25 protein-coding genes are annotated in these 24,579 nt (G+C 61.7%); 11 read left to right on the top strand and 14 right to left on the bottom strand.

The window, feature by feature from the left end:
* The first annotated feature begins 99 nt into the window (after window positions 1-99).
* The 3 genes from kstD to AC1DVN_RS14895 all read left to right on the top strand — a co-directional run bounded on the left by kstD (window position 100) and on the right by AC1DVN_RS14895 (window position 4,504).
* Window positions 100-1,824 carry a 3-oxosteroid 1-dehydrogenase gene (gene kstD / locus AC1DVN_RS14905; RefSeq protein ID WP_173362659.1) on the top strand — a complete coding sequence of 575 codons (1,725 nt, stop codon included), beginning with the start codon at window positions 100-102 and terminating at the stop codon, window positions 1,822-1,824.
* On the top strand, window positions 1,814-2,671 hold the full coding sequence (locus AC1DVN_RS14900; RefSeq protein ID WP_003945880.1) for a MaoC/PaaZ C-terminal domain-containing protein: 858 nt from the start codon (window positions 1,814-1,816) through the stop codon (window positions 2,669-2,671). The genes kstD and AC1DVN_RS14900 overlap by 11 nt, the downstream gene beginning before the upstream one ends.
* A gap of 69 nt (window positions 2,672-2,740) precedes the next feature.
* The gene (locus tag AC1DVN_RS14895; RefSeq protein WP_020906140.1) at window positions 2,741-4,504 is read left to right on the top strand and encodes a cholesterol oxidase substrate-binding domain-containing protein; all 1,764 of its coding nucleotides are present in this window, start codon (window positions 2,741-2,743) and stop codon (window positions 4,502-4,504) included.
* Between the two features lie 135 nt (window positions 4,505-4,639).
* Here the strand turns inward: AC1DVN_RS14895 and AC1DVN_RS14890 are convergent, their stop codons facing one another.
* A complete protein-coding gene (locus tag AC1DVN_RS14890) occupies window positions 4,640-4,876 on the bottom strand; it encodes a hypothetical protein (RefSeq protein ID WP_125461407.1) in 237 nt (78 codons plus the stop codon).
* 192 nt (window positions 4,877-5,068) lie between these two features.
* On the opposite strand from AC1DVN_RS14890, the gene AC1DVN_RS14885 reads away from it, so the two are divergent.
* From AC1DVN_RS14885 to AC1DVN_RS14870, 4 genes are all read left to right on the top strand, one after another.
* The gene (locus AC1DVN_RS14885) at window positions 5,069-5,521 is read left to right on the top strand and encodes a MerR family transcriptional regulator (protein WP_477993970.1); all 453 of its coding nucleotides are present in this window, start codon (window positions 5,069-5,071) and stop codon (window positions 5,519-5,521) included.
* A 144-nt stretch (window positions 5,522-5,665) separates the two neighbouring features.
* Window positions 5,666-6,853, top strand: coding sequence for a serine hydrolase domain-containing protein (locus tag AC1DVN_RS14880; RefSeq protein WP_021342855.1), 1,188 nt, complete (start codon window positions 5,666-5,668; stop codon window positions 6,851-6,853).
* A 188-nt stretch (window positions 6,854-7,041) separates the two neighbouring features.
* Window positions 7,042-7,851: a PE-PPE domain-containing protein gene (locus AC1DVN_RS14875; protein WP_020968420.1), complete on the top strand. Its 810-nt coding sequence runs from the start codon at window positions 7,042-7,044 to the stop codon at window positions 7,849-7,851.
* A gap of 82 nt (window positions 7,852-7,933) precedes the next feature.
* The gene (locus tag AC1DVN_RS14870) at window positions 7,934-8,782 is read left to right on the top strand and encodes a sterol desaturase family protein (RefSeq protein ID WP_019746874.1); all 849 of its coding nucleotides are present in this window, start codon (window positions 7,934-7,936) and stop codon (window positions 8,780-8,782) included.
* An 18-nt stretch (window positions 8,783-8,800) separates the two neighbouring features.
* On the opposite strand, the gene AC1DVN_RS14865 is transcribed toward AC1DVN_RS14870, so the two are convergent.
* Both AC1DVN_RS14865 and AC1DVN_RS14860 read right to left on the bottom strand, forming a co-directional pair.
* Window positions 8,801-10,108, bottom strand: a complete 1,308-nt coding sequence (locus AC1DVN_RS14865) for an FtsX-like permease family protein (protein WP_070796381.1) — start codon at window positions 10,106-10,108, stop codon at window positions 8,801-8,803.
* Complete coding sequence (locus AC1DVN_RS14860) at window positions 10,105-10,950, bottom strand: ABC transporter ATP-binding protein (protein WP_070796382.1); 846 nt, start codon at window positions 10,948-10,950, stop codon at window positions 10,105-10,107. The genes AC1DVN_RS14865 and AC1DVN_RS14860 overlap by 4 nt, the downstream gene beginning before the upstream one ends.
* Here AC1DVN_RS14860 and AC1DVN_RS14855 point away from each other — a divergent pair.
* Entirely contained in the window at window positions 10,925-11,674 is a 750-nt protein-coding gene (locus tag AC1DVN_RS14855) for a helix-turn-helix domain-containing protein (protein ID WP_070796446.1), read from the top strand. The two genes, AC1DVN_RS14860 and AC1DVN_RS14855, sit on opposite strands and share 26 nt — an antisense overlap.
* On the opposite strand, the gene zapE is transcribed toward AC1DVN_RS14855, so the two are convergent.
* Window positions 11,661-12,650, bottom strand: coding sequence for a cell division protein ZapE (gene zapE, locus AC1DVN_RS14850; RefSeq protein WP_446695024.1), 990 nt, complete (start codon window positions 12,648-12,650; stop codon window positions 11,661-11,663). The genes AC1DVN_RS14855 and zapE overlap by 14 nt on opposite strands.
* A 127-nt stretch (window positions 12,651-12,777) precedes the next feature.
* Here zapE and AC1DVN_RS14845 point away from each other — a divergent pair, with 127 nt between their 5' ends.
* Entirely contained in the window at window positions 12,778-13,344 is a 567-nt protein-coding gene (locus AC1DVN_RS14845) for a TetR/AcrR family transcriptional regulator (protein WP_438472930.1), read from the top strand.
* A gap of 10 nt (window positions 13,345-13,354) precedes the next feature.
* On the opposite strand, the gene AC1DVN_RS14840 is transcribed toward AC1DVN_RS14845, so the two are convergent.
* Window positions 13,355-14,515, bottom strand: a complete 1,161-nt coding sequence (locus AC1DVN_RS14840; protein ID WP_438472929.1) for a lipase family protein — start codon at window positions 14,513-14,515, stop codon at window positions 13,355-13,357.
* Between the two features lie 207 nt (window positions 14,516-14,722).
* Here AC1DVN_RS14840 and AC1DVN_RS14835 point away from each other — a divergent pair, with 207 nt between their 5' ends.
* The gene (locus AC1DVN_RS14835; protein ID WP_020906129.1) at window positions 14,723-15,517 is read left to right on the top strand and encodes a putative protein N(5)-glutamine methyltransferase; all 795 of its coding nucleotides are present in this window, start codon (window positions 14,723-14,725) and stop codon (window positions 15,515-15,517) included.
* On the opposite strand, the gene AC1DVN_RS14830 is transcribed toward AC1DVN_RS14835, so the two are convergent.
* The 9 genes from AC1DVN_RS14830 to AC1DVN_RS14790 form a co-directional block, all read right to left on the bottom strand.
* A complete protein-coding gene (locus AC1DVN_RS14830) occupies window positions 15,508-16,137 on the bottom strand; it encodes a TetR/AcrR family transcriptional regulator (RefSeq protein ID WP_019746866.1) in 630 nt (209 codons plus the stop codon). The genes AC1DVN_RS14835 and AC1DVN_RS14830 overlap by 10 nt on opposite strands.
* Before the next feature lie 30 nt (window positions 16,138-16,167).
* On the bottom strand, window positions 16,168-16,968 hold the full coding sequence (locus tag AC1DVN_RS14825; protein ID WP_003945537.1) for an ABC transporter permease: 801 nt from the start codon (window positions 16,966-16,968) through the stop codon (window positions 16,168-16,170).
* Window positions 16,965-17,921, bottom strand: a complete 957-nt coding sequence (locus AC1DVN_RS14820; protein WP_003945489.1) for a daunorubicin resistance protein DrrA family ABC transporter ATP-binding protein — start codon at window positions 17,919-17,921, stop codon at window positions 16,965-16,967. Before AC1DVN_RS14820 ends, AC1DVN_RS14825 begins: the two co-directional genes overlap by 4 nt.
* Window positions 17,922-18,160: 239 nt before the next feature.
* Entirely contained in the window at window positions 18,161-19,621 is a 1,461-nt protein-coding gene (locus AC1DVN_RS14815; RefSeq protein ID WP_438472928.1) for an MFS transporter, read from the bottom strand.
* Entirely contained in the window at window positions 19,618-20,466 is an 849-nt protein-coding gene (locus tag AC1DVN_RS14810) for a mycofactocin-coupled SDR family oxidoreductase (protein WP_019746862.1), read from the bottom strand. Before AC1DVN_RS14810 ends, AC1DVN_RS14815 begins: the two co-directional genes overlap by 4 nt.
* 103 nt (window positions 20,467-20,569) lie before the next feature.
* Window positions 20,570-21,763 (bottom strand): methyl acetate hydrolase AcmB, encoded by a 1,194-nt coding sequence (gene acmB / locus AC1DVN_RS14805; RefSeq protein ID WP_477993969.1) that lies wholly within the window; start codon window positions 21,761-21,763, stop codon window positions 20,570-20,572.
* 126 nt (window positions 21,764-21,889) lie between these two features.
* On the bottom strand, window positions 21,890-22,300 hold the full coding sequence (locus tag AC1DVN_RS14800) for a VOC family protein (RefSeq protein WP_003945857.1): 411 nt from the start codon (window positions 22,298-22,300) through the stop codon (window positions 21,890-21,892).
* 134 nt (window positions 22,301-22,434) lie between these two features.
* Window positions 22,435-23,436, bottom strand: coding sequence for an AraC family transcriptional regulator (locus tag AC1DVN_RS14795; protein ID WP_256063842.1), 1,002 nt, complete (start codon window positions 23,434-23,436; stop codon window positions 22,435-22,437).
* Between the two features lie 55 nt (window positions 23,437-23,491).
* Window positions 23,492-24,034, bottom strand: coding sequence for a GNAT family N-acetyltransferase (locus AC1DVN_RS14790; RefSeq protein ID WP_084326825.1), 543 nt, complete (start codon window positions 24,032-24,034; stop codon window positions 23,492-23,494).
* A gap of 85 nt (window positions 24,035-24,119) precedes the next feature.
* Between AC1DVN_RS14790 and AC1DVN_RS14785 the strand changes: the two genes are divergently transcribed.
* The coding region (locus AC1DVN_RS14785) for a DUF222 domain-containing protein (RefSeq protein ID WP_477993968.1) at window positions 24,120-24,579 on the top strand (460 nt) is incomplete at its 3' end.

The raw sequence follows: 24,579 nt of genomic DNA, 5'->3' as shown, positions 1-24,579 counted from the left end.
TCTCACTGCAACGTGTTTCGTTATCAATGACAACGTCCGGAAATACTTCCTGGCAGAAAGCATGGACTGACACCCCCATCATTCTATAACGTGTTCTACATGAGCAAGCAGGAATACGACATCGTCGTCGTCGGCAGTGGTGCCGCAGGTATGACAGCGGCCTTGACCGCAGCCCACCAGGGCTTGAGTGTGGTCATCGTGGAGAAAGCCGCCCACTACGGCGGATCGACCGCCCGTTCCGGTGGTGGGGTCTGGATCCCCAACAACGAGGCACTTCAGGCGGACGGTGTCACCGATACCCCGGAGGCCGCACGTTCCTACCTGCACAGCATCATCGGCGACGTCGTCGCTCCCGAACGCATCGACACCTATCTCGAGCGCGGTCCCGAGATGCTCTCGTTCGTGCTGAAGAACAGCCCTCTCGAACTGCAGTGGGTGCCCGGCTACTCCGACTACTACCCGGAAGCTCCCGGCGGACGCCTCGGTGGCCGCAGTGTCGAGCCCACCCCGTTCGACGGCAACAAGTTGGGCGCCGACCGCAAGAACCTCGAGCCCGACTACGTCAAGGCCCCCAAGAACTTCGTCATCACCCAGGCCGACTACAAGTGGCTCAACCTGCTGATGCGCAATCCTCGCGGACCCCTGCGCGCCATGAAGGTCGGCATGCGATTCCTCGCAGCCAAGGCCACAAAGAAGGATCTGCTGGTTCGCGGCCAGGCACTGGTCGCCGGTATTCGACTCGGACTTCAGTCCGCCGGAGTACCCATCCTGCTGAACACCCCGCTGACCTCCCTGTACACCGAAGACGGCGCAGTTCGCGGCGTCAACGTCATCGTCGACGGCGAAGAGCAGGTCATCCGCGCTCGCCACGGAGTTGTGTTGGGATCCGGCGGATTCGAGCACAACAAGGAAATGCGTGAGAAGTACCAGCGCGCACCCATCGGCACCGAATGGACCGTCGGCGCGAAGGCAAACACCGGCGACGGTATCCGCGCAGGCCAAGAAGTCGGCGCTGCAGTCGATTTCATGGACGACGCCTGGTGGGGCCCGTCCATTCCGCTGACCGGCGGACCGTGGTTCGCTCTCTCCGAGCGCACCCTCCCGGGCTGCATGATGGTCAACATGTCGGGCAAGCGCTTCGGCAACGAGGCTGCTCCTTACGTCGAGGCAACCCATGCGATGTACGGCGGTGAGTACGGTCAGGGCGAAGGCGCCGGCGAGAACATCCCGACGTGGATGATTCTCGATCAGCGCTACCGCAACCGTTACACGTTTGCCGGTATCACTCCCCGCTCCCCCTTCCCCGGCCGCTGGCTCAAGGCCGGCATCGTGGTCAAGGCGGGAACCATCGCCGAATTGGCCGAGAAGACAGGGCTTCCCGTCGCATCGCTGACCGAAACCGTCGACCGGTTCAACGGCTTCGCACGCAACGGCAAGGACGAGGACTTCGGACGCGGTGACAGTGGTTACGACGCGTACTACGGCGATCCCCGACTGAAGAACCCCAGCCTCGCCGAAATCAGCAAGGCTCCGTTCTACGCCATCAAGATGGTTCCGGGTGACCTCGGCACCAAGGGTGGTATCTGCACCGACGTCAACGGCCGAGCACTACGCGAAGACGGAAGCGTCATCGACGGTCTCTACGCCGCTGGCAACGCGAGCGCTCCGGTCATGGGCCACACCTACGCCGGACCAGGCGCGACCATCGGTCCCGCAATGACTTTCGGTTACCTGGCCGTACTCGACATCGTCGAGCGTGCGAAGAAGGCTGAGAGCACCGAGGCACCAGCAGCTGAAAAGACGGCGGTCGACCATGCCAATTGATCCGAAGATCGCACTCGGCGCCGAGCTTGCGCCACAAGAGTTCTCATGGACCCCGTCGGACGTGCAGCACTACCACCTGGCACTAGGGGCAGGTGCTCGGCCGCTCGATCCGAACGAGCTTCGATACCTCGACGACGAAAAGCCTCAGGTACTACCCACCTTTGCCACCGTCGCCGCCAACTTCCACGCCACCGAAGCGCCGAAGGTCTCGTTCCCCGGCGTCGAAATCGATCTGGCGAAGGTAGTCCACGGGAGCCAGGAAGTCACTGTCCATCAGCCGATCCCGGCAAGTGGAAGTGGCCGCACCACAACTCGAATCGCCGAGGTCTGGGACAAGGGCAAGGCCGCGGTGATCGTGCAGGAATCCGTCACGGTCGACGCCGAGGGCAACCCGCTGTGGACAGCTCGCTCGTCCATTTTCGCCCGCGGCGAGGGTGGTTTCGGGGGTGAACGTGGTCCGTCGGAGTCGATTACGCTTCCGGATCGCGAAGCAGATGAGACAGTGGTGACGCCTGTGCTTCCACAGCAGGCTTTGCTGTACCGGATGTGTGGTGATCGGAATCCGTTGCACTCGGATCCGCAATTCGCCTCCGCGGCAGGCTTTCCAGCGCCTATCCTGCATGGACTGTGTACTTACGGAATGGTCTGCAAGACCGCAGTGGATACCATGCTCGACGGCGACAGCAGTCGGGTAGCCGGATTTCGGGCCCGCTTTGCCGGGGTCGTATTTCCCGGCGAGAACTTGAGTATCCAGATCTGGAAAGACAATGGGCGACTCCTGATCTCAGCTTCCGTACTGGAGCGCGAAGCTCCTGCCCTGGCTGACGTAGTTCTCACTCTTGTCTGATACCAACCTGTCTGATACCCACCTGTTAGAACTCACCGTAGTTCTCGAACCCGATGGAGTAGCCCGAAGATGACGGCACAAGACGAAAAGTTCCGACTGTCCCGACGAGGTTTCATGGCCGCTGGAGCCGGCGCCGTGGCAGCGACCGCATTCGCCGGCTGGACGCCGGCCTACGCCGTCCCCGCCGGCTCCTCCGGCTCCGCGGGTGGTCCTGTCTCCACCCTCACACCGCCGCCTGCCTTCCCCGAAGGCATCGCGCTGTACCAGCAGGCATATCAGAACTGGTCCAAAGAGATCATGCTCGACGCGATCTGGACCTGTTCACCCAAGACGCCCGAAGACGTAGTCCGCCTCGCCAACTGGGGCCATGCCAACGGCTACACCATTCGTCCCCGCGGTGCCATGCACGGCTGGACGCCGCTGACCATCGTCAACGGTGCGCCGGTCGACAAGGTCATCCTCGCCGACACCACGGTCCACCTCACCGGCGTCTCCGTCAACGCCGGTGGCAGCCCGGCCACCGTCACCGCAGGACCCGGCGCGACCCTCGACGCCATCACCACCGCACTGCAGGCACAGGGCCTCGGGTTCGCGAACCTGCCGGCGCCCGGTGTGTTGACCATCGCCGGCTGCCTCGCCGTCGACGCTCACGGCGCAGCGCTCCCCGCCGAAGGCGAAGCACACGTTCCCGGACAGACTTTCGGCTCCCTCTCCAACCTCGTCACCTCCCTGACCGCAGTGGTCTGGAACGGCAGTGAGTACGCGCTCGAGACGTACGCGCGTAGCGATGCAGCGATCAAGCCGCTGCTGACTCACCTCGGACGCACCTTCCTCACCTCCGTGACCTTGCAGGCCGCTCCCAACTACCGCATGCGCTGCGTCAGCCACACCGACATCGGTTGGCAGGAACTCTTCGGTGCCCGCGGAGCGTCCGGACGCACCTTCGAGAAGTTCGTCCGCGAAAACGGTCGCGCAGAAGCAATCTGGTACCCCTTCACCGAACGCCCGTGGATGAAGGTGTGGTCACTTGCCCCCACCAAGCCGCCGTTCTCGCGTGAGGTGACCGGGCCCTACAACTACATCTTCTCCGACAACCTCCCGGAGCCGGTCACCGACATGATCGGGCAGATCAACGCCGGAAACCCGGGCATCGCACCGGCATTCGGGCAGATCATGTACGCCACCACCGTTGCCGGACTCGCCGCGACCTTCTCCAACGACCTGTGGGGATGGTCCAAGGACGTCCAGTTCTACATCCGGGCCACCACCCTTCGTCTGACCGAGGGCGGCGGAGCCGTCATCACCTCCCGCGCCAACATCGGCCAGGTCATCCACGACTTCACCCAGTGGTTCAACGGCCGCATGGAGTACTACCGCTCTATCGGACAGTTCCCCCTCAACGGCCCCGTCGAAATCCGTTGCTGCGGCCTCGATCAACCCTCGGACGTCGAGGTCGACTCGGCAGGCGCCCCCACCATCTCGGCCATGCGCCCGCGCCCCGACCATCCGGAATGGGACACCGCCATCTGGCTCAACGTCCTCGGCGTCCCCGGAACCCCCGGCATGTTCGCGTTCTACCGCGAAATGGAACAGTGGATGCGTAATCACTACAACAACAACGACGCCACCTTCCGCCCCGAGTGGTCCAAAGGCTGGGCGTTCGGCCCCGACAAGCCGTACACCGACGCCCCGATCATCACCCAGGGCCTCCCCCAGACCTACCGCGACGGCGTCCCATCGAGCGACAACTGGGACACCGCCAACGCCGCATACAACGCGTTGGATCCGCACAAGGTCTTCAGCAACACCTTCCTGGACCAGTTGCTGCCCTGAGGTCCAAGCACCAGGCACGCACTCTGCCAACTCGACGGTCGTCGCCACTCCCCTACTTTCGGGAGTGCGGCGGCCGTCTGCGTTGCAGTGAGCGGGATGAAGGAGTCCCCCCCGCATCCCGACCAGGTAACTGACTCAATCGCGATCAGGATGGATCGCCTCGTGCATACTTTCCACGGCCCTGGCATGAGTTGAGAGCTCGGACCGAGCCGACCGAATCGTGGCGCTGTCGCTGCGCGCCCCCGGCTCGGACGACGACGAGTCCTCTCCGGGGTTCGACGCGCCACCAGCGGGATGCTCGGAGGAGCCGGTGCGCTCTTCCCTCTCCGCGCGGGCGCGCAACAACGACTCGGACTTCGGGGTATTTCGCATCGGAGCATTGTCCCAGATTCATCTCCCATGACTCACATGGAGCGCTCTCACCCCCGGTGACCAGGCCGTTCCTGAACTCCGATACCTAGAAAGTTCGCAACAAAATATCTACAGCGGTCAGGGTAGACATTCTCACGACGGTGTTGTATCTTTTTTCTCGTAGCAAGGAACGAGTCAAGAGATGCGGGAGAGATGAACTACCCGCAAGCAGTACCGCAGGGCAGGGACGTGCCGGGGCCGGCGCACCTCGCGCCGGGGGCCCCGTCCGTTCAGCGAAAGAAGCGAGCCATTCCGGCAGATACACCACCGGGGGACCCCTCCGGCAGATTCGACGACGAGAACTATCCTGCGTACAGCATGGGACATGCGGCCGAGATCCTCGGTGTCAGGCAAGCTTTCCTTCGTAGCCTCGATGCCGCGAAACTGCTTACCCCACAACGCTCTGAGGGCGGACATCGCCGCTACTCCCGGTACCAGCTGCGCATCGCGGCCCGCGCGCACGAACTCGTAGCCAACGGCACGGCGCTCGACGCGGCTTGCCGCATCATCATCCTCGAAGACCAACTCACCGAGGCTCGTCGCATCAACGCCGAGCTCCAGCAAGCACAGGACCGACGAGCGGAATCGGACGCAACGCCGGACTGAGGACTGACGTGATCAGGCACTGGGAGTAGCAGTCACCCCTAACCGTCAATCTGTTCCCTCCCCCTTCGAACTGCGCTAAATTCAGTCAATTGGGACATTGCTAGGCGTCGGTTGCTCGATTTCCACATCGAAGGGATCGCAGGCATGAATTCCTCCCACCACCGCACTCGGGTGCGGCTAGCTGCTCTGTCGATCGCCTTGACCCTTGCCATTGCAACCGCTGCGTGCAGTTCCGACGAGGACTCGGCAACAAACACGAGCAGCGCATCTCCCAGCACCGCGAGCAGTCAGGAATCCAACGAGATCGCGGACCTCGTCCGCCGTCAAGTGGCCGACTTGGGCCTCAGTGCCGCCGTGTTCGGAGTGTGGCGGGGCGACGACGAGATTGCTCTCGGTGCCGTCGGAGAGTCCCCTATCGGAGTTCCGGCGACAACCGACATGCAGTTGCGCGTCGGTCAGCCGATGGAACCGATGCTCTCGACAGTTCTGCTGCAACTCGACGAAGAGGGAACGCTTCCCCTCGATCAACCGATCGCGAAGTGGGAACCGAACTTTCCACGCGCAGAGACCATCACTCCACGAATGCTGGCCAACAGCACGTCGGGCATCTCCGACTACGTGACCGATCCACAGTTCCTCAAACTCTTCACGGACAACCCGATGAAAGGCTGGACTTCTCAGGAGATCCTGAATCTTGCCAACTCCCGCCCACCGCTGTTCGAACCCGGCACCGGTTGGGCGTACGCGCACAGCGACCTGACGCTGCTCGGCGACGTCATGGAGAAAGCGACTGGAAAACCGCTGGGCGACCTACTTCAGCAGCGCGTCTTCGATCCACTCGGGATGGATCACAGCAGCGTTGTGCTCACGTCGCAGATGGACGAGCCGATTTTGCACGGCTACACCAATGAACGCGGAGTATTCGAAGACTCCACTTTCTGGAATCCGACGGCTTTCCTGCACAGCGGAAACATGAACGCGCCTGTCGCCGACGTCGGAAAGTGGGTGCGCGCACTCGGAACGGGAGAGTTGCTCTCCGACAAAGCTTTCGAGCAGCAGATGGCACCGACGACTGCGGGCTTGGGAAGTATGACGGCGGACAAGTTCTTTTCCTTCGGGACCGGGCACCTCGACGGTTGGCTTGTGATGAACCCGTCGTACGGCGGCTACAACGGGCTTGCGCTCTATTACCCCGACTCGAAGACGACGATCGTCGTCTACGCCACGCTCGGGCCGACAACCAACGCGGACCTCAACAACGCCGTGCCGATGGGCAAGGCGATCGGAACCCTCCTCGAACCGGATCACCCACCGCAGGTCCCGACGCCGTGACGCGCCACACACGCTGGTAGCAAACAGCGTCGGTCGGCAACTTCCTGTTTACGCACGGATTACCTCCAGGACTTATCGCCCCATCACCATTCTCTTCAGTACCGAACGAAACGCGTCGGACCGCGGGTTGTCTCGCCAGTGAACGAGAACGTAGATAGATGGGGACAGGCCCGATGAGGAAATACGCGATGTCAGTGGCATGCACGGTTGCAGTCACAGCGGGGGTGACTCTTGTGATGTCGGTGCCTGCCGGAGCGGACCCGAATGACAGTGGGTCGTGCCCTGCCGGTGCGGTATTCGCGGTCGGCGGAACGTGGGATCCGACGGGACAAACGACGCAACCCGTCACCGACCGCTACGTGGCCCAGGGTTACGCCTCCAAGCCGGTGACCTACCCCGCCAGCTTCTGGCCGCTCGGCGATCAGACGTACGACCAGAGCGTTGCCGCCGGCGCCCAGACGCTTCGCACTGAAGTCAACGCTTTCCACGCTCAGTGCCCGGGCAGCGAGATCGTCGTCACCGGATACTCACAGGGAGCGCGTATTGCCGGCGACGTTCTCGGTGACATCGCACGCGACGGATCCATTCCGCAGTCGCAAGTCGAAGGCGTCCTCTACGCCGACCCTCGCAACTCGGCCGGGGGCATCGAAACCGTAGTGCCCAATGTCGTTCCGGGAGCGACGATGTCCGGAGCACGCGGCGGATTCGGAGACATTGCAGTGCAGGAAGTCTGCATCGAGGGTGATGGCATCTGCAACATGCCCAAGCCGCGTGATGCGCCCGAGGTGTTCGTGGATTCGGTCTTCGGCTACTTCACGAAGCACAACACCTATACGCCGATGATGTCCGAGCCCGCTCCGCCTGCTCCCCCGGCACTGCCGCAGACGCCGTCTGTGCCACTGCAACCCGCTGACGTTGCCACTGCGATCGTGACGCGGGTCGTCGAGAACATCACTCCGTATCTGAGCGCTGCACTCGCCACCGTACTGACGAAGTAACGCGATACCGCCTGTTCGGTTGACTGAAAGTCGACCGATTCGTACAAGTCGAGAGCCACCGGCATCGAGCACCATCGATCACATGCTCACCTTCATCGTCAGATACGGGTACGTCCCGTTCATGCTCTTGGGAATCAACGGAGCCGCAATCGCGCTGGCGGCATCCGGCGCGCCGAAATGGTCACTGGTGGCATTGATTCTCTTCGCAGTGGCCTGCTCTTTCGCGGCCGAACGGGCGCTTCCCTACGAATCTTCGTGGAATGCCCCGGGACCGGACAGGTTTCGCGACGCTGTCCATGCGTTTGTCAACGAATCCCTCATCTTGGTCAGCGTCGCGGTAATCCCGTTGATGGCCGCGGTGATTCCGTTCGACGGGCTGTGGCCGAGCGGTCTTCCGTTTGTCCTTCAGGTCGTCTTCGCAGTGTTGGTTGCCGATTTCGGCATCACCGTGGTGCATTTGATCAGCCACAAGGTTGGATGGTTGTGGCGTTTCCACGCGGTTCATCACAGCCTCGAACGGTTCTACGGTATGAACGGACTGATGAAGCACCCCGTGCATCAGACTTTCGAAACCGCCGGCGGCGTCCTGCCACTGATCCTCCTCGGGATGCCCGTTCCAGTTGCCTCGGCGCTCGCGGTTTGTGTCGCTGTCCAACTCCTGCTTCAGCATTCGAATGCCGATTACCGCATCGGCCCCCTGCGTCCGATACTCGCCCTCAACGCCGGCCACCGATTCCATCACCTGAAGTGGGCGGGAATCGGTGACGTCAATTTCGGTTTGTTCACTCTGATCTGGGATCACCTTTTCCGCACTTATTCTTTCGATCCGGAAAAGCGCTTCAGCAGTGACGATCTCGGAATGGCGGCCAAACCCGACTACCCGGACGACTACCTCGGCCAGTTGGCCGAACCGTTCCGGAAACAGAACTGACGGACGATCGGTGGAGATTCAGCCCGCGAGTACCCGTCGCATGACGGGCTTGGCTGCAAACGCACTGGCCAACACCAACGCGATCCCCACAGCCAGGGTGACGCCCAACTGAACCAGCGCCATCGGAGTGGTCAATACGGCTGCCCCTGCCAGCGGGAAGAGGAACAGCAGTGCAGCGCCGGCGCCGGCCAGTGCCATCACCACCACGGGAGTGCGAACGTGCCTCACGCGGGCGCTGTCCATCACCTCGACAGGTGTGCCGGCCAAAGTCAGACTCCGATACAGCTCACGGTTGTCGAGGATCCCGGATACCTGGGTGAGCGCAGACGAGATGGCCGCCAACGTGAATGTTGCTCCGAGAGTGAACAACACCCCGGTTCTCATGTCCGCGAACAGGAACTCCTGCCCTGGCTGCAAATCCTGTCCTTCCCCGTTGCCTATCGCGGCGAGGAGAGATGTGCCTGCGGCAACGAAGCTGGCCATCGTCACACCGCTGACCGTGCGCCACACAGCCTTCGGATTATCCAAGACCCGACGCGCCGCAATCAGCGAAGCACCGTCTTTGGCGCATTTGAGCATGATCCGTCCAAGCAGCGAAATGACGAACGGACCGACCAACGCAACAACGCCGAAGCAGAGACCAAGGCCCACCAGGATTGCCGCGATGCTTGCCGCGGAGCCCCCGAATGCACTCCATCCCACAAGGACCCCCACCCCAGCCACAGCGAAGATCATCTTCGGTGCGGCGCTGGGATTGCCCGCCGTGACGCCCAACGGGCTCACGAACACCTGGCGCATCCCGAGCATCGACGTCAAAGCAGCCAGGATGGTCATTCCGAATACGATGCCCACCAGCGGAAGTGCGCCTACCCAAAGCTCACTCCACTCGAATGTCCGACCTTGAAATCTCAAGAGAGCTACGAGCGGCAACGCGAGGAGGTATCCCACCACACCGATCAACGCACCGGCCAAGCCCTGGATACCCGATTCCGCAGCGCACAGCGCAACGATCTGGCGAGGGGTGGATCCGATGAGTCGCAGCGAGGCGAGTCGTTCGTCGCGACGGCGCGCGCCCAAGCGGGCCGCCGCCAGACCGAGAGTGACGGCTGGAACGATCATCAACACCGAAGCAACCCCTGCGAGCGCTAGGTACGCCTCGGCTTCGGGTTCGCTCGATCTGCCCGCGAATGCACCGTAGCCGCCGAGCACCGTCAGCAACAACGTCGTCGAGGCGGCAAATGCGGACACTGGGAGCGCGAAGGTACTCAAGGCCTTTCGCCCTTCACCGCGCACCGTCATCAATGCAACGCGTGCTGTGGCCTTCATGCCGCCACCTGTGTCCCGACGAGCGAACCGGCCTGCATCATCATCGTGCGATCACACCACCGAGCGACTTCCGCATCGTGAGTGACGACGACCAACGCAGAACCGATCTGTTGAGCCGAATCACGCAACACCCTCATCACTTCCCAACTCGTCCGCGCGTCGAGGGCACCGGTCGGCTCGTCTGCGAAGAGAACTGCGGGTTTGGTTACCAACGCTCGCGCAATCGCGACACGTTGCGACTGCCCACCCGACATCTGACCCGGGCGACGATCCTGCAGCCCATCCAGCCCCAAGGGCGCGAAGAAGCCGTGCGCCGTCCGCTTGGCTTCTGCGATGGACAACCCGTTGAGTACGAGAGGCAGCGCGACATTCTCGATCGCCGGAAGCTCCGGCAACAGTTGGCCCGATTGAAAAACGAACCCGTACGACTCCCGTCGGAGCCGGCTGCGGTCGTTCTCACCGAGGTTCTCGATATGCCGGCCGCTCAGCAAGATTGCTCCCGAGTCGGGCTTGACGATTCCTGACATGCAATGCAGCAGTGTCGACTTCCCCGATCCTGAAGGACCCATGATGGCCGTGGCAGTACCGGCGCGCACTTCCAGCGATACACCTCGGAGCACCGGAACGTCGCCGTACGACTTGCCCAGCGCGTGGACCGACAGGACTGCGGGTGCTTGTGCGTTGTTCATGATTCCACCTTCTCGTGAACCCCTCGCGAACACATCGGCCCAGCGCACGATCTTCGGACTGAGCTCGGTCCTACCGGAGGATGACCGGACCCCGAGCTCTGTCAGGGTCGTCACTATGATTTCCGACATGACCTGGTCCGGCGCCGTCCACATGCAGCCCGGAATTCTCATGTTCACCGGCGCAGTGGGATCCGCGCACATGCATTCGCACGCCGCTGTTCAGATCATGATCATCGACGACGGGGACGTCACGGTCACGGACGGGGACGGCCACAGTGAAGTCGTGCGGTCCGTGGTCATTCCATCCGGGGCGGTCCACGCGTTGTCCGCCTCCGAGGGTGCGTGGGGACGGGCGATCTACGTTGACTCCACCACCGGGATGGGTCTGCGCATCAGGCCACCGGAGCCGGGCCGCGGTGGTGTGGCCGACTGGTCGGACCGTGGGCAGACCGCAGTAGCGATGACGGACCGCGGCGCTGATTCGGATCTGGAATACGCAGCGAGGCTGATCGATTCACTATCCGAACGCGAAAAGGCGTCGAGCCTGCGCGCTCTTCACCCGGCCCTCGAGCATGCCCTGACGCTACTTCCCGAGAGAATCTCGGGGCAGGTCACACTGACGGACATCGCCGCCCTGGTCTCCATCTCGCCCGGACGGCTGGGAAGAATCTTCAACGATCAACTGCAGATGAGCTTTTCGACCTACATCCGCTGGTTACGGTTACGACGTGCCATGGAAGTGATGAGCAGTGGCGCAACCCTGACAACCAGTGCACACGAGGCCGGTTTCACCGACAGCGCCCATCTCAACCGTATCTGCCACAGCATGTTCGGGCTCACGCCCAGCGCCGCGACCGGCGGCCTCACCTGGAATTGACGCTACTCCTCAACTGACGCTGTCCGTCCCCGTTGACGCTGTCCATCTCCGTCCTCGCGAGCAACGACAGACGACTGTAGAGGCGCGCCAATCCGGGAATGTTCCGAAGACTGCCCGCAACGTCCTCCACACCGGCAGCGGCATACACCGTCAGTCGCGCATCGACGTCGTAGAGAACATCGACGACATTTCCGAAACGGCGAAGGGCAAATTCCGAAGCTTCGGCGAGCACCGGTACTCCGAAGATCACCCAGTCGTCGAAGCGGGAGGCGAGCTCGAGATAGTCGGCAGCCGAGGTCGAGCCAGCGCACAGCACCTCGAAGTCGAACCAGACAACACCGTCTCGAATCGCCGAGCACTCCAATGTGCGTGTGCCTATCGTCAATTCGACACTTTCGCCCGAAGGCCACGTGATTCCCTGGACGACGAGGAATTCCCCTGTCGCAAAACGGTAGTCCCCGGCACCTGGCTGACCCGCCGTCCGATAGTCGACGGAGCCACCCAATTCGATCACCTCGAGAGTCCGCTCGATCAACTCGATCGACGGAACGAACTGCTCGTGAAAAAGCGGATTCGGAAGAAGATCGGTCGGCGGGACATTCGACGTGACAACAACAGTCACGCCTTTCGCGACGATTGTGTCGAGAACCCTTGCCATGAACATGGCGTCGGCGACGTCGTCGATGTGGAACTCGTCGAAACAGAGCACGCGGATTCCGTCGACGACGTGGTCCAGTGCCGCGCCCATCGACCCGAGTTCGTGCGCCCGAGAGTGCAGATCTGCAAAGAACCGATGAAAGTGAATGCGCCGCTTGCCGACTCGGATGCTCTCGTAGAACTCGTCCATGAGCATCGTCTTGCCGCGGCCGACGCTACCCCAGAGGTAGATCCCTCCGCCGACCTCACCGCCGGATATCCGGGCTCGCAGGGCATCGAGAGCTTCACGTGCCGCCAACTGCTCTTCGTCCAGTAACATGAGGCTCCTCTACATCTGTAGAGTCGAGGCTAGTGACCGAAGGCAAATCGAGTCAATGTGACCCTCACGACGCACCATCTGCAGCATGCAACTCCGGCAGCATGCAACATCGACAGCAAGGAACGACATGAAGCCCGATCGCAGAGCCCTCATTGCGGCATCCGCCGTCACGATCATCGCCGAGCAGGGCCCGCGTGCACTCACCCATCGGGCGATTGATCAGTCCCTGGAACTTCCTGCCGGTTCGACGTCGTACTATTTCCGCACTCGCGAGGCACTTCTCGAAGCAACCGCATTGCACATCGTGCACCGGTCACGTTCGACTTTCGGCGAACTCCGCGAGAGGCCCAGCGATCCTGCTGCCCTGACGGCCGAGTATCTCGACGATCTTCTCTCGCACCGCAGACACGAATTGATCGCGCGCTATGCACTACTCGTGGAATCTCCCCGAGATTCGGCATTGCACCAACTCCTCGAAGGCAGTCTGTTTTCGCCGGAGAAGGCAAGACCCGTCTTCGAAACCGCTGGTGTTGGCGACCCTGATGTCTCTGCCGCAAATTTCCTGAGCCTGCTGGAGGGCTTGATCTTCGACTATTGCCTGGGATCACGTAGCCGGGACCCTCACTCCAGCGAAACCGTTCGGCAACTTCGGATCCCGATCGACATCTACCTTCGCGGAGTGGGGGTCATCTGAAAGACTTCGGTCAGCAGAGGCTTCCGGTACAGGGTTGTCGACCAGAGAACAGCGCCGCAACAAAGGGAGTGCTGTCTGGAACCGAAGCCGGGACGGTTCCCAGATGATCAGTGGGATAGGTATGGAATGCAAAATCCACACCGTTGGCAGCGAGGTCAGCCGCGAACTTCAGTGTCAGCGGAGCCGGAACATCGATGTCCGACAACCCCTGACCAATGAAGAACGGGCGGTCGTATCCTGCGGTCGGCACAGTGAGCAGTTCACGCGCAGCCTCCGTGAATACTGGATTGTCCAGCGACTTTGTCAGCACCTGCCCGAGTGTGACGGTTCCGTACTTCGTGCGCGCCTCGGTGTAGCACATGTTGTTCTCGACGTCGTCGAGGATGGTCTTGCCGAGCGGGGTCAGATACGAGTCGATGTCGATGTCCGGCCGCGAAGCACGCAGTCCGTCAAGAACGTTCGCGATGTAGACCGTCGTACCCTTGAGCGGAAGCGCCGGGAAAGCCGGACCACCGAGCGGTAGAAGATTTTCGATGTTCGAGGGGACACCAGTGGCGACAGCGCCGCGGTAGTCCAGCTCCGGCGCGTAATCAGTGGCAAGCGAAGCGGTGAACATAGTCGCCTGCCCGCCCTGCGACTGTCCCATCGCAACCCATTCGCTCGACAGGTCGTCGTCGACCGCACGAGCGGCGCGCACCATGTCCACAACGCTGTGTGCAGCGGAACGACCGTCGAGATACGGGTGAACACCAGGTGTTCCGAGCCCCACGTAGTCGGTCGTCACCACCGCGTATCCCTGCTCCAGCCAGTGACCCAGATGCGTCGCGGTCCGTTCGAGCGGAACACTGCTGCTCGGCGCACACTGATCCGCCACACCCACCGTTCCGTGCGCATAGGAGATGACCGGCCAACCACCCTCGGGCGGAGCTCCCTCTGGGCGATACACCACACCGGTGCTCGTCATCGGCGCGTCCTTCGGGCCCGTCGACCAGTACGTCACCTTTGTTGCGCTCACGGCACCCGGGATCACCCGATCGGGACCGAGTAACTCCCGACTCACGACAGCACCCGGAGCATCATTCGGTTCCGCTCCGGCCGGCGCCGCAACTGTCAACGCCACCAAAGCACTCGCACTCAGCCCGACGAGCGTCCTACCCAGTCGCTTACTCACGTACTTCTCCTACGATTGCGGTGACGGTGCATCTGTGGTGATCGGCCCCACATCAGCCGATCGAGTTCAGACCATAGAACAGCCTTACCAATTGGTCAACCTAGATTCCCATTCCGCATCTACCGTCGTGACACGCCTGCTCGGGTAGGGTGGCGGTGTTCGATACGTGCAGGTCCCAGCGAGATCAGGAGGCCGAAAGGCTCTCTCATGTCAGCACCTGATCTCCCGACCTTCCCTGCTTCGCAGCAGAAGTCGGTGGCCGCGATTCTCCGAGCAGCAGGTTGCGTATTCGCCGAAGACGAGGCTCGCCTACTTCTTCACACCGCACGCTCTCTCGATGAACTCGACGCGATGGTCGACCGACGAGTTGCCGGCGAACCACTCGAACCTGTCCTCGGATGGGTCGAGTTCTGCGGCTTGCGTATTCACATCGACTCTGGAGTCTTCGTCCCACGCCGGCGCACCGAGTTCCTCGCCCGGCAGGCCTGCTCACTCGTCGTCTCGGGAAGCGTCGTCGTCGACATGTGTTGTGGCTCAGGAGCTGTCGGTACCGTCCTGCAGTCGACGCTCGATGCCGTCGATTTGTACGCGGTAGATGTGGAACCAGCCGCGGTGCGGTGCGCTCGCCGAAACATCACACCGCCCGAGCGCGTACTCGAAGGCGATCTCTTCGAACCACTACCAACGGAATTACTCGGTCGCGTGGATGTCGTCGTTGCCAATGCACCTTACGTCCCCACCGATTCGATCAGGCTGATGCCGCCCGAAGCCCGTCTTCACGAACCGCTGGTCTCGTTGGACGGCGGCACCGACGGACTGGACCTGCAGCGACGCATCATCGCGGACGCTGCGCCGTGGCTACGACCGGGTGGCTGTCTTCTCGTCGAGACGAGTACGGAGCAGGTCGAAATGACTGTTGAAACATTCACTCGAGGAGGGTTTCTCACTCGAGTGGCAACCTACAGTGAGACCGCGTCGACCGTGGTGATCGGTCAGTGTTGAAGGCGATCGGATCCTGGCGTGGACCACTCCCGAGCGCGGGCGGCAAAGCCGTCGACAAAAAGCCCGAACGCACGATCGACGCGGGCCCGGTCCCCAGTGGCCAGAAGATCCATCGACAGACCCCGCATTTGCGAGAGCAACAGAGTAGCGACAGAGGCAACATCGTCCTCGGGGCAACCCGCTTGTCGTAGACCGGCTTCCAGTGCCTCGATCCAATCGCCTACAAAACGGTCCAGGAACCGTCCGTAGCGTTCGCGGTCGCCGAGCGCGAGGGCGTAAATCTCGACCATCACTCGGAACCGCGGCAGGACCTCCGGCGTCGTACGTTCGGTCCACCACGCGGTCAGCACTGTCGCCGGATCGACCCCCGGTTTCATCGGAACCGCAATCGGAATGGACTCACCACGCATGTTCTCGATGACCTCGGAGAGCAGGTTCTCCTTGCTCTCGAAATGGTTGAGCAACGACGCATGCGACACACCTACGGCCTTGGCGAGCTGCCTCACCGTCAGTTCCCCGACACCGTTGTCGATGACATAGCGGGTCAGCGCGTCGAGCAACTCCTCACGTCGCCCGGCGTATCTCAGGCTGCGTTTGTCGATGCGTTCGGGCTCCGGCACATACCCACCCTACCGGCCGGAATCACCAGGTCAGCGGCTGACTGCCTTCTGATACCGACGAATAGCGAACGGCACGAAGACGATCAGCAAACCGAAAGTCCACAACAGCGACGCGATGACCGGATTCTGCAGTGGCCACGCATCCGGAACCGTCATCGCAGGATTGGTATTGCCGAACAATTCACGCACCGCCTGAGTCACCGCCGACACCGGATTCCATTCGGCGATCACTTTGAGCGGGCCGGGAAGATTGGTGGTCTCGACAAAAGTGTTCGCGATGAACGACAGCGGAAAGATGACGATGAAACTCGCGTTGTTGAACACTTCCGGCGTGCGGATCCAAAGCCCGACAACAGCCATGACCCATGACAATGCGTACGCGAAGAACAGAAGCAGCGCATACCCGGCCACCGCCTCGAGGAAGCTGGAATGGATGCGCCACCCCACCAGAAGACCGGTCAACGACATGACCACCAAGCTGATGACGTTGATCAACACGTCACTCGATGTTCGGCCGGTCAGCACGGCAGACGGGGCCATGGGCAGCGATCGAAATCTGTCGATGATTCCTTTCTGAATGTCTTCGACCATCCCCAAACCAGTCCAGGTTGCACCGAATATGACCGTCTGCGTGAAGATTCCGGCGATCAGGAACTCTCGATACGACGTGCCCGGGACGGAGATCGCGCTGCCGAACACGTATGCGAACAAGAGCACGAACATGATCGGCGACAAAGTGGTGAACACCAGCAGATCCGGAACGCGTTTGATCTTGATCAAGTTTCGCCTGGCGATGGTCAAACCGTCTTCGAGCGCCATCTGCACGGTCATTTCTGATCCTCCAGTTCAGCCTGGTGCCCGGTCAGTGTGAGAAAGACATCGTCGAGAGTGGGCCGGCGCAGACCGACGTCGAACACCCGGATGCCTCGTGCCGACAGGAGATTCAGCGCTGCGACCAACGCATCGGTGCCGTCGTCGACAGGAACGGTGACGCGACGGACATTCTCTTGAACCTGAATGTCCCCCACGGCAAGCGAGCGCAATTCCTCGCGGACGATGTCGAGATGCTCGACCTCGTGCACACTCAGTTCGATGCGCTCACCCCCGACCCGAGCCTTCAGCTGATCTGCAGTACCGCGCGCGATGACCGAGCCGCGGTCGATGACGGCGATCTGGTCGGCCAACCTCTCGGCTTCCTCCATGTATTGCGTCGTGAGCAACAGTGTTGTCCCCTGCGCCACCAACCCTTCGATGACATCCCAGAGGCCGAGTCGCGCACGAGGATCGAGGCCGGTGGTCGGCTCGTCCAGAAACAACACCTGCGGCCGAGCAACCAATGCGCCGGCGAGATCGAGACGTCGCCGCATTCCTCCGGAATAGCCCTTGACCGGCCGATCTCCAGCCTCGACGAGATCGAACTGCTCGAGCAATTCACGCGCTCGGGCCTTACTGCTTCGGGCGCCGAGGTGATACAGCCTCCCGACCATGTCCAAGTTCTCATAGCCCGTCAGGTACTCGTCGACCGCGGCATACTGACCCGAAGCACCGATCTTGGATCGCAACGCCCGCGCATCCTCGACCACGTCCAGCCCGGCAACCTTGGCGCGTCCACCGTCCGGAATGAGCAGCGTCGTGAATATCCTTACCGCAGTGGTTTTTCCGGCGCCGTTGGGGCCCAACAGGGCCATCACCGAACCCTCGCGCACTTCCAGGTCGATGCCGTCCAATGCCGTGACGTCGCCGTACTTCTTGACCAGCCCCTCGGCCACAATCGCTTCGGTCATGAGCCCTCCCGCATCGGTAATCCGTCGGTAGTCCGTTCCCCAGTGTGACCCAGGAGGCCGACACATTCCAGGATTTTTCACGCAACAGTCCGAAACGCTGCACCACAGAACAGACCACCACCCCCCGGATTGCCAGAAACATCACCTCCCAGGATCACCTAGGATCTCCCGGTCTCGGGTACCTGGTTGATTCCAGTCGAAGATAACGGTGACGACGAAGATCGGGTCAGTCCGTCGACTCACCCGATCTTCGTTGCGCCATCGGTTTCGGCTGCAATTGGTAACTCGGGCAGCGATACCGCCCCCGTCCGCTCCACCTTCACTGCCAACGTCACCGCGGCGGCCAGTGCTGATACGCCCGCTCCGATCCAGTACAAAACCGCGAACGAATGCAGGGTCGGCACAGCGCTCGCACCGATCACCACCGTTGAACTGGCCAATACCGCTGCCGCAACGGCGCTTCCGGTGGAGGTACCGACCGAACGGAGCAGGCTGTTGAATCCGTTGGCCGAGGCAGTCTGATGGATCGGCGCAGATTCGGTGATCAGAGTCGGCATGGCTGCCAGGGAAAATGCCACACCGGCCGATACCACGGCAGCGCCGATCACGATATTGACCAACGTCGGCGCCAACAGCACACGCAAGACATATCCGATTGCAATGACGATCGCACCCGACGCCAACGTAGCCTTCGCTCCCCATCGCCTCGTCACTTTCGACGACACCGGCGCCAATCCGATCATCAGGACTCCGCCCGGCATCATCGCCAGTCCGGCTTCGGCAGCCGAGAGTCCGAGACCGTCCGCCGACGCCAGGGGCAACTGAAGTTCCTGCGTTGCCGCCAACGCGCTGATGAACATGGCAAAACCGAGTAATACTGCGCAGACGTTCGAAACCAGAATCGGAGCGCGAAGGGAAGTCCGCAGATCGACCAGTGGTGCCGGCGTGTGCAGTTCCCACGGAATCCATCCACAGAGCAAGACCACGCCGGACGCGACCAGAACAAGAACCTCGGGGCTTGCCCAGCCCCATTCGGTTCCTTTCGAAACGGCCAGCAGCAGTGCAGTCATAGCGAGTGTGAGGACCGTGGCCCCCAGAAAGTCGAAGCGTCCGCGACTCTTCACCACCGATTCCGGCACCACCAGCGGCAAGACGACTATCAGTACTACCCCAAATCCACCGGTGACCCAGAAAAGCGCGGGTAGTCCCCAGTGCGCCGAGATCACCCCAGCCATCGGCATACCGAACATGCCACCGATCCCCAACGTCGCACTCATGAGAGCTACTGCACCACTGAGCTTTTCCGGAGGAAGGACATCGCGCATGATACTGATTCCGACGGGCAGAAGTGCCGTCGCGAACCCCTGCAACGAGCGCCCGAGGATCAGTAACCAGAAACTCTGGCTGAGCGCAGCAACCATGCAGCCGACGATCATCACGGCAAGACAGACGAGCATCATCGCGCGCTTGCCGAACATGTCGGCGAGTCTGCCGATGAGAGGGGTTGCGACGGCACCGGTCAGCAACGTCGAGGTCACCAGCCAGGAAGCGGTGGACGACGATACTCCCGATGCCGTCGCGAACGCAGGCAGGACCGGCACCACCAAGGTCTGTTGCAGCGCGACCACCACACCGCTCAGACTCAGGACGCCGACGACCCACCCGGTCCGCGCTTTCGCGCGAACAGTCTTGTCCGTCAAGCGTTCGAGCGAGCGGCTACTCCGGCGTCGACAGGAACCACGATGCCACTCATGTGGGCACTCGCGTCGGCGGCGAGGAACAGGACTACTCGCGTGATCTCGAAGGGATCCAGCCAACCGACCGGCTGCGCATGCAGAGTCGCGTACACGGGTTCGACGTCGTCTGCCGTCGGCGATTCGAGGTCAGGCCGCATCATTGCGTACATCATGTCGTTGTGAATCATCGGCGTCGAGATGTTTCCCGGCGCAATAGCATTCACGGTCACACCCGAGTTGGCCAGTTCGAGCGACACACTCTTCGTCAAACCGATGACGCCCCATTTGGAGGCGCCGTACGCCGCCATCTGGGTGCCACCGGATCGACCCATCATCGAGGAAATCGTGATGATGCGACCGTAACCACGTTCCGCCATTCCACCTGACACGGCCGCAACGGTGTTGAACACACCGGTCAGGTTCGACGAGATGACTTCGTTCCACTGTGCCGACGTCATCGACGTGATCGGAGCGGGCACGGACACACCGGCATTCGCGACGGCGATGTCGACACGGCCGAACTCGGCTTCAGCGCGGGCAACGAGCGCGTCCATTGCTTCGCGATCAGCAGTGTCTGCCTTGACGGCAATGCACCGACGACCGGTGGCTTCCACCAAACGAACGGTTTCCTTCAGATCCTCCTCGTTTGCGAGGGGGTAGGCGACGACATCACTGTTCTCGCACCGGTCGCAGATCACGATGTCCGCGCCACGCTCCGCGAATGCGACAGCGTGGGCGCGCCCCTGACCGCGCGCGGCGCCGGTGATCAGTGCAACTTTTCCTTCGAAGCTGCCTTCGAGGCTGTTCATGCCGTCTCCTAGTTCGTCGTATGCAAGCGTGCGCTGTACTGCATGCGTACTCCGAACCCGCCCGAAAGAAACAGTCGATCCCGGACAGCGGGAATCCAGCCGATCACTGGTAAACGGCGGTCTCGAATTCCAGGTATCCGTTGATGGATCCAGCGTCCGCGAACGGCAGAATCTGCGTTGCCCAGAACCCGCCGACGCCGGTCTGCCGGTCGATCCAGTAATAGAGGTTGGCAAGACCCGCCCAAGCCAGCGATCCGGCCGGCCTACCGGTGGGTGCCACCTCTTCATTTGTCATGAAGGAGTATGCCCATCCCTTGGGTACACCGGGGAAGAATTCCGCATCGTTGGACAGCGTCGGGAGAACTCCGGGCAACAACCCCACGTGCTGGCCTTCGAGCCCGTTCTGAACGGCTGCAGCTACCGTCTCCGGCGACAACACGCGACCGGATGTGCCCGCGCCGTCGTTGAGCCACATACGAATGAACTTCATGTAGTCGCCGACAGTGCCGTGCAAACCGTGACCACCCATGTGCACCTCGGGTTCGGCCGGAAGCTCGAATCCGATGAGCGGAGTGAGGCTTCCGTCGCTATCACGCTGATGGATCGGCGCAAGTCGATCCTTCATCGACGGGCTCATCGTGAATGCCGTATCGGCCATCTCGAGAGGTTCGAAGATGCGCTCACGCATGACATCGCCGAGTCGCTGACCTCGAATCGACTCGACGACCTGTCCGGCCCAGTCGATGTTGGTGCCGTACTCCCATTTCTCACCCGGGTCGAAGAGCAGCGGTGTCGTGAGCGCCGCTTTGCTACACGTGATCACGCTGGGCTGCCCATGTTCCTGCGAGAGCCGGTTGTACGACTCGTTGAAGAAGTCGTAGCCGAACCCTGCAGTGTGAAGGAGCAGCATGCGAGTGGTGATGTCGCGCTTGGGTTCCCGAAGAACGGGGTTTCCACCGGCGTCGAAACCGTCCAGGACCTTCAGCTCACCGATGTCGGGAGCATAGGTCGCTGCAGGTGCATCGAGATCGAGCAACCCCTCCTCCACACATTGCAAGACAGCGGTACCGGTGATCGCCTTGGTGGTGGAGAAGAGCGCAAAGGTTGTATCGAAGGTCATCGGAACGCCGGAACCGAGAGTCCGCTCACCCGCAGCACCCTCGTAGATGTTGCCTTCTCGATCCGTGATCATCGCGACAACACCCGGGACGCGATCAGCCCCCTGAGTTGCTCGCGCCAGCACGTCGTCGAGGCGCTGCTTCGAAAGGGGCTTCCGCGCAATATCTTCGATCGTCACTGCATTTCTCCATCCGACTTGCAACTTGTCTTGTCGAACAGAATGTAACGGCGATCACACACCTGGCTCTGCCTCGAAACGGCAGGAAAACTGTCTCGTTTCGGCAGAACCGGGCAGAGTCTGGAGTCAGCTCTGGGGCGCTCCGATATTCACCAGCCAGGAAATGCCGAATTTGTCTGTACAGGCGCCGAATTCGTCGCCCCACATCTGCTTCTCGAGCGGAACGCTGACCGTACCCGTTCCCGACAGTTGCTCCCAGTACCCGCGCAGCACATCGCCGTCGTCGCCGCTGAGGCTCACTGTGATGTTGTCGCCGGGGTTGTACGGCATGCCGGGCGGAGTGTCAGCACCCATCAGGGTGTATCCCTGATCGGTTTCGAGCATTCCGTGCATGATCTTGTCCCCGCCTTCGCCGGGATTGCCGAATTCACCGAACGTGCTCAGCGCCAGCGTGCCACCGAAAATGCCCTTGTAGAACTCCAACGCTTCACGCGCGTTACCGTTGAAACTGATGTACGGATTGAGTCGAGTTGCCATGACGTACTCCTAGCTCGTGGGATTGCTGTCACGTTCGATTTCAATCCTTGCAGAACGCTCCGACACGAAACAACGGATCATCGCAGTTCATCGAGTGCGTAAACCGATCGTCATGACCGTTCAAACAACTGTCCTCAGAGTGGGTTCCGAGTCTCGGAAGGCAACTCTCCGAACCGTTTCCGGTAGGCGGCTGCAAACATGCCCAGATTGACGTAGCCCCAGGCGTTTGCGATTTCGGAGACGGTTCTCCCATCGGAACGCAACAGTTCGCTGCGTACCCCCTCCAGCCGACGCGCGCGCAATCGTTGCCCCGGCGTGGTGTCTCGGTACCGTCGAAATCCCGCAGTGAGCGCCCGGACACTGACACCCACCGCAGCGGCGATCTCGGACGCCGTCGGCACCGAGCGCGCAAACGTGTCGATGTACTCCTCCGCCGATCGCACATAGGCCGGTTCGGCGGAGGCGACGTCGACACCGAGTTGCAACCCGGCCTGCGTCGCCCACTCGTCGAGAAGCTGAGCCGTGATGAGTTCTTGAACTCTGGCGCCCAGCCTTTCACCCGACATCGCGTCAGGTGACTCTGCAATTGCGCGAACGACATAGTCCATCAATGCGAGCCAACTCGAGCCACGGCCGCCGATGGTGCACTTGTGCCGCCACAGACGATCGTCGGGAACCGCCCCGTACCACTGCTGGGCGTGGTCGGCGACAAGCTGATGCGGCACAGTGAGATTCAGCTGCAGATGATCCGCGTCGAATTCGACGAAATAGTCGGTCCGACTACAGTCGGCGACAAAAGTCTCCCCCACGGCAGTATTTGCCGCAGCTCCCCGGCCAAGGGCATGTCGGCCGTTGCCTCTGATCGTCGTCAGAACCAGAATGTTTCCGGCCTCAGGAGAACATTCACCGACAGAGACCGGAATGCCGTAGCAGAATCGGGTGACGTCGATCTTGCCCACCGCCGCCGAGTACATGTCCGAAGCCGGCTTCAACCGACTTCCTATCGGCGTGACCGTATACGGCATGTAGATGTTGTCGGACCATTCCTTGATGCGATCCCAGTCCCGAGAAAAGGCCTGGTGATGCCGCATAGTGGGCCGGCCGGCCGCGTCGATGAGCAAGGCATCCTCGAACATGGTTCGAGTATCGCACCAGGGCCCGGGAAGGTCACGAAAAGTGAGCTGACGCGGTCTATGGCTGTACGGCGGCAGATCGTGTTGCAGCAAAAAGCAGCGAATCCACCGCGGTCCCCCGGATCACCATGTGAGCCCTCATCCGCCCCTCCTCCACCATTCCGATTTTGGTGAGCACCGACGCCGACGCCGAGTTCTCCGGACGACACGTTGCCTGCACGCGCTGTGCTCCAAGGCGAGCGAAGGCGAGTCCCAGGACCGCGCTCCCTGCCTCGGATGCATAACCTCGTCCTTGGGACTTCGGGTTCACGACAAAACCGAGTTCTGCCCGCCGGTGCGCGGCGGATACTTCCCACACAGCTACGGAACCGATGACCGTTCCATCAGCCTTCGACGTGATGGCCAGGGTGAACGTGCGACGTTCGACGAGCGCAGCTTCGAATGCCGCGTCAGCCAGGAATGCCCTGGTCACCGCGGGGGTGTTCGGCCCCCAATCAACATATCTACAGACGGCAGGGTCGGACGCGTACTGATGGACGGCATCTTCATCCGCGGCAGTGAAATCTCGAAGAACAAGGCGTTCCGTAGTCAACGTGAACATCCAGCGATCCTAGAGCGAGCCCGCAAGCACCCCTTTACTCGAACGCATGTTCGAGTATTCTCTGTGTAGGGGATCGGGGGATTCAATGAGTGTCTATCTGTCGGACGTGGTTTCGGGTTCTGCGGTGGGGTTGCGCGGACGCCTGTGGCAGTTGTCTGCTGCGGAGCTGCGTACCGCTGCTATCGAGGCGAGTGCGGAGATTCTGCGTCTCGAGGCTGTGCGTGTGGCGGTGGTGGACGAGTTGTCGTTGCGGCCCGATGATCAGGTGATCGCGAGCCGCGGCGTCGGTCCGTGGTTGGCGGCCAACACGATGCTGCAGGTTCGGGACGGGAAGAAGATCGCCGCCCTGGGTGCAGCGCTGCGGCCTTTTCCCGCAGTGGCGGCCCGGTTCGATGTCGGGGACTGCTCCTTCGATCATGCCGTGTTGATCGTGGCGTTCTGCGAATCACCACCGAAGGGAATGCCGGACGAAGCGCTCCCTCGCTGTATCGACCTACTGTTGGCGGCCGCGTCCGGAGTGGAAGCGACGACCACGAAAGTCCGGA

It is taken from the genome of Rhodococcus sp. P4_E4 (genome assembly GCF_056401575.1).
Note: the sequence above shows the minus strand (reverse complement) of the source record. Positions and strands in the feature narration are given on the sequence as shown.

Excerpts from the sequence above, each read along its gene's own strand:
- kstD (WP_173362659.1), top strand. The coding sequence starts at position 100 with ATGAGCAAGCAGGAATACGACATCGTCGTCGTCGGCAGTGGTGCCGCA.
- AC1DVN_RS14900 (WP_003945880.1), top strand. The coding sequence starts at position 1,814 with ATGCCAATTGATCCGAAGATCGCACTCGGCGCCGAGCTTGCGCCACAA.
- AC1DVN_RS14895 (WP_020906140.1), top strand. The coding sequence starts at position 2,741 with ATGACGGCACAAGACGAAAAGTTCCGACTGTCCCGACGAGGTTTCATG.
- AC1DVN_RS14890 (WP_125461407.1), bottom strand. The coding sequence starts at position 4,876 with ATGCGAAATACCCCGAAGTCCGAGTCGTTGTTGCGCGCCCGCGCGGAG.
- AC1DVN_RS14885 (WP_477993970.1), top strand. The coding sequence starts at position 5,069 with ATGAACTACCCGCAAGCAGTACCGCAGGGCAGGGACGTGCCGGGGCCG.
- AC1DVN_RS14880 (WP_021342855.1), top strand. The coding sequence starts at position 5,666 with ATGAATTCCTCCCACCACCGCACTCGGGTGCGGCTAGCTGCTCTGTCG.
- AC1DVN_RS14875 (WP_020968420.1), top strand. The coding sequence starts at position 7,042 with ATGTCAGTGGCATGCACGGTTGCAGTCACAGCGGGGGTGACTCTTGTG.
- AC1DVN_RS14870 (WP_019746874.1), top strand. The coding sequence starts at position 7,934 with ATGCTCACCTTCATCGTCAGATACGGGTACGTCCCGTTCATGCTCTTG.
- AC1DVN_RS14865 (WP_070796381.1), bottom strand. The coding sequence starts at position 10,108 with ATGAAGGCCACAGCACGCGTTGCATTGATGACGGTGCGCGGTGAAGGG.
- AC1DVN_RS14855 (WP_070796446.1), top strand. The coding sequence starts at position 10,925 with ATGACCTGGTCCGGCGCCGTCCACATGCAGCCCGGAATTCTCATGTTC.
- AC1DVN_RS14860 (WP_070796382.1), bottom strand. The coding sequence starts at position 10,950 with ATGTGGACGGCGCCGGACCAGGTCATGTCGGAAATCATAGTGACGACC.
- zapE (WP_446695024.1), bottom strand. The coding sequence starts at position 12,650 with ATGTTACTGGACGAAGAGCAGTTGGCGGCACGTGAAGCTCTCGATGCC.
- AC1DVN_RS14845 (WP_438472930.1), top strand. The coding sequence starts at position 12,778 with ATGAAGCCCGATCGCAGAGCCCTCATTGCGGCATCCGCCGTCACGATC.
- AC1DVN_RS14835 (WP_020906129.1), top strand. The coding sequence starts at position 14,723 with ATGTCAGCACCTGATCTCCCGACCTTCCCTGCTTCGCAGCAGAAGTCG.
- AC1DVN_RS14825 (WP_003945537.1), bottom strand. The coding sequence starts at position 16,968 with ATGACCGTGCAGATGGCGCTCGAAGACGGTTTGACCATCGCCAGGCGA.
- AC1DVN_RS14820 (WP_003945489.1), bottom strand. The coding sequence starts at position 17,921 with ATGACCGAAGCGATTGTGGCCGAGGGGCTGGTCAAGAAGTACGGCGAC.
- AC1DVN_RS14810 (WP_019746862.1), bottom strand. The coding sequence starts at position 20,466 with ATGAACAGCCTCGAAGGCAGCTTCGAAGGAAAAGTTGCACTGATCACC.
- AC1DVN_RS14800 (WP_003945857.1), bottom strand. The coding sequence starts at position 22,300 with ATGGCAACTCGACTCAATCCGTACATCAGTTTCAACGGTAACGCGCGT.
- AC1DVN_RS14795 (WP_256063842.1), bottom strand. The coding sequence starts at position 23,436 with ATGTTCGAGGATGCCTTGCTCATCGACGCGGCCGGCCGGCCCACTATG.
- AC1DVN_RS14790 (WP_084326825.1), bottom strand. The coding sequence starts at position 24,034 with ATGTTCACGTTGACTACGGAACGCCTTGTTCTTCGAGATTTCACTGCC.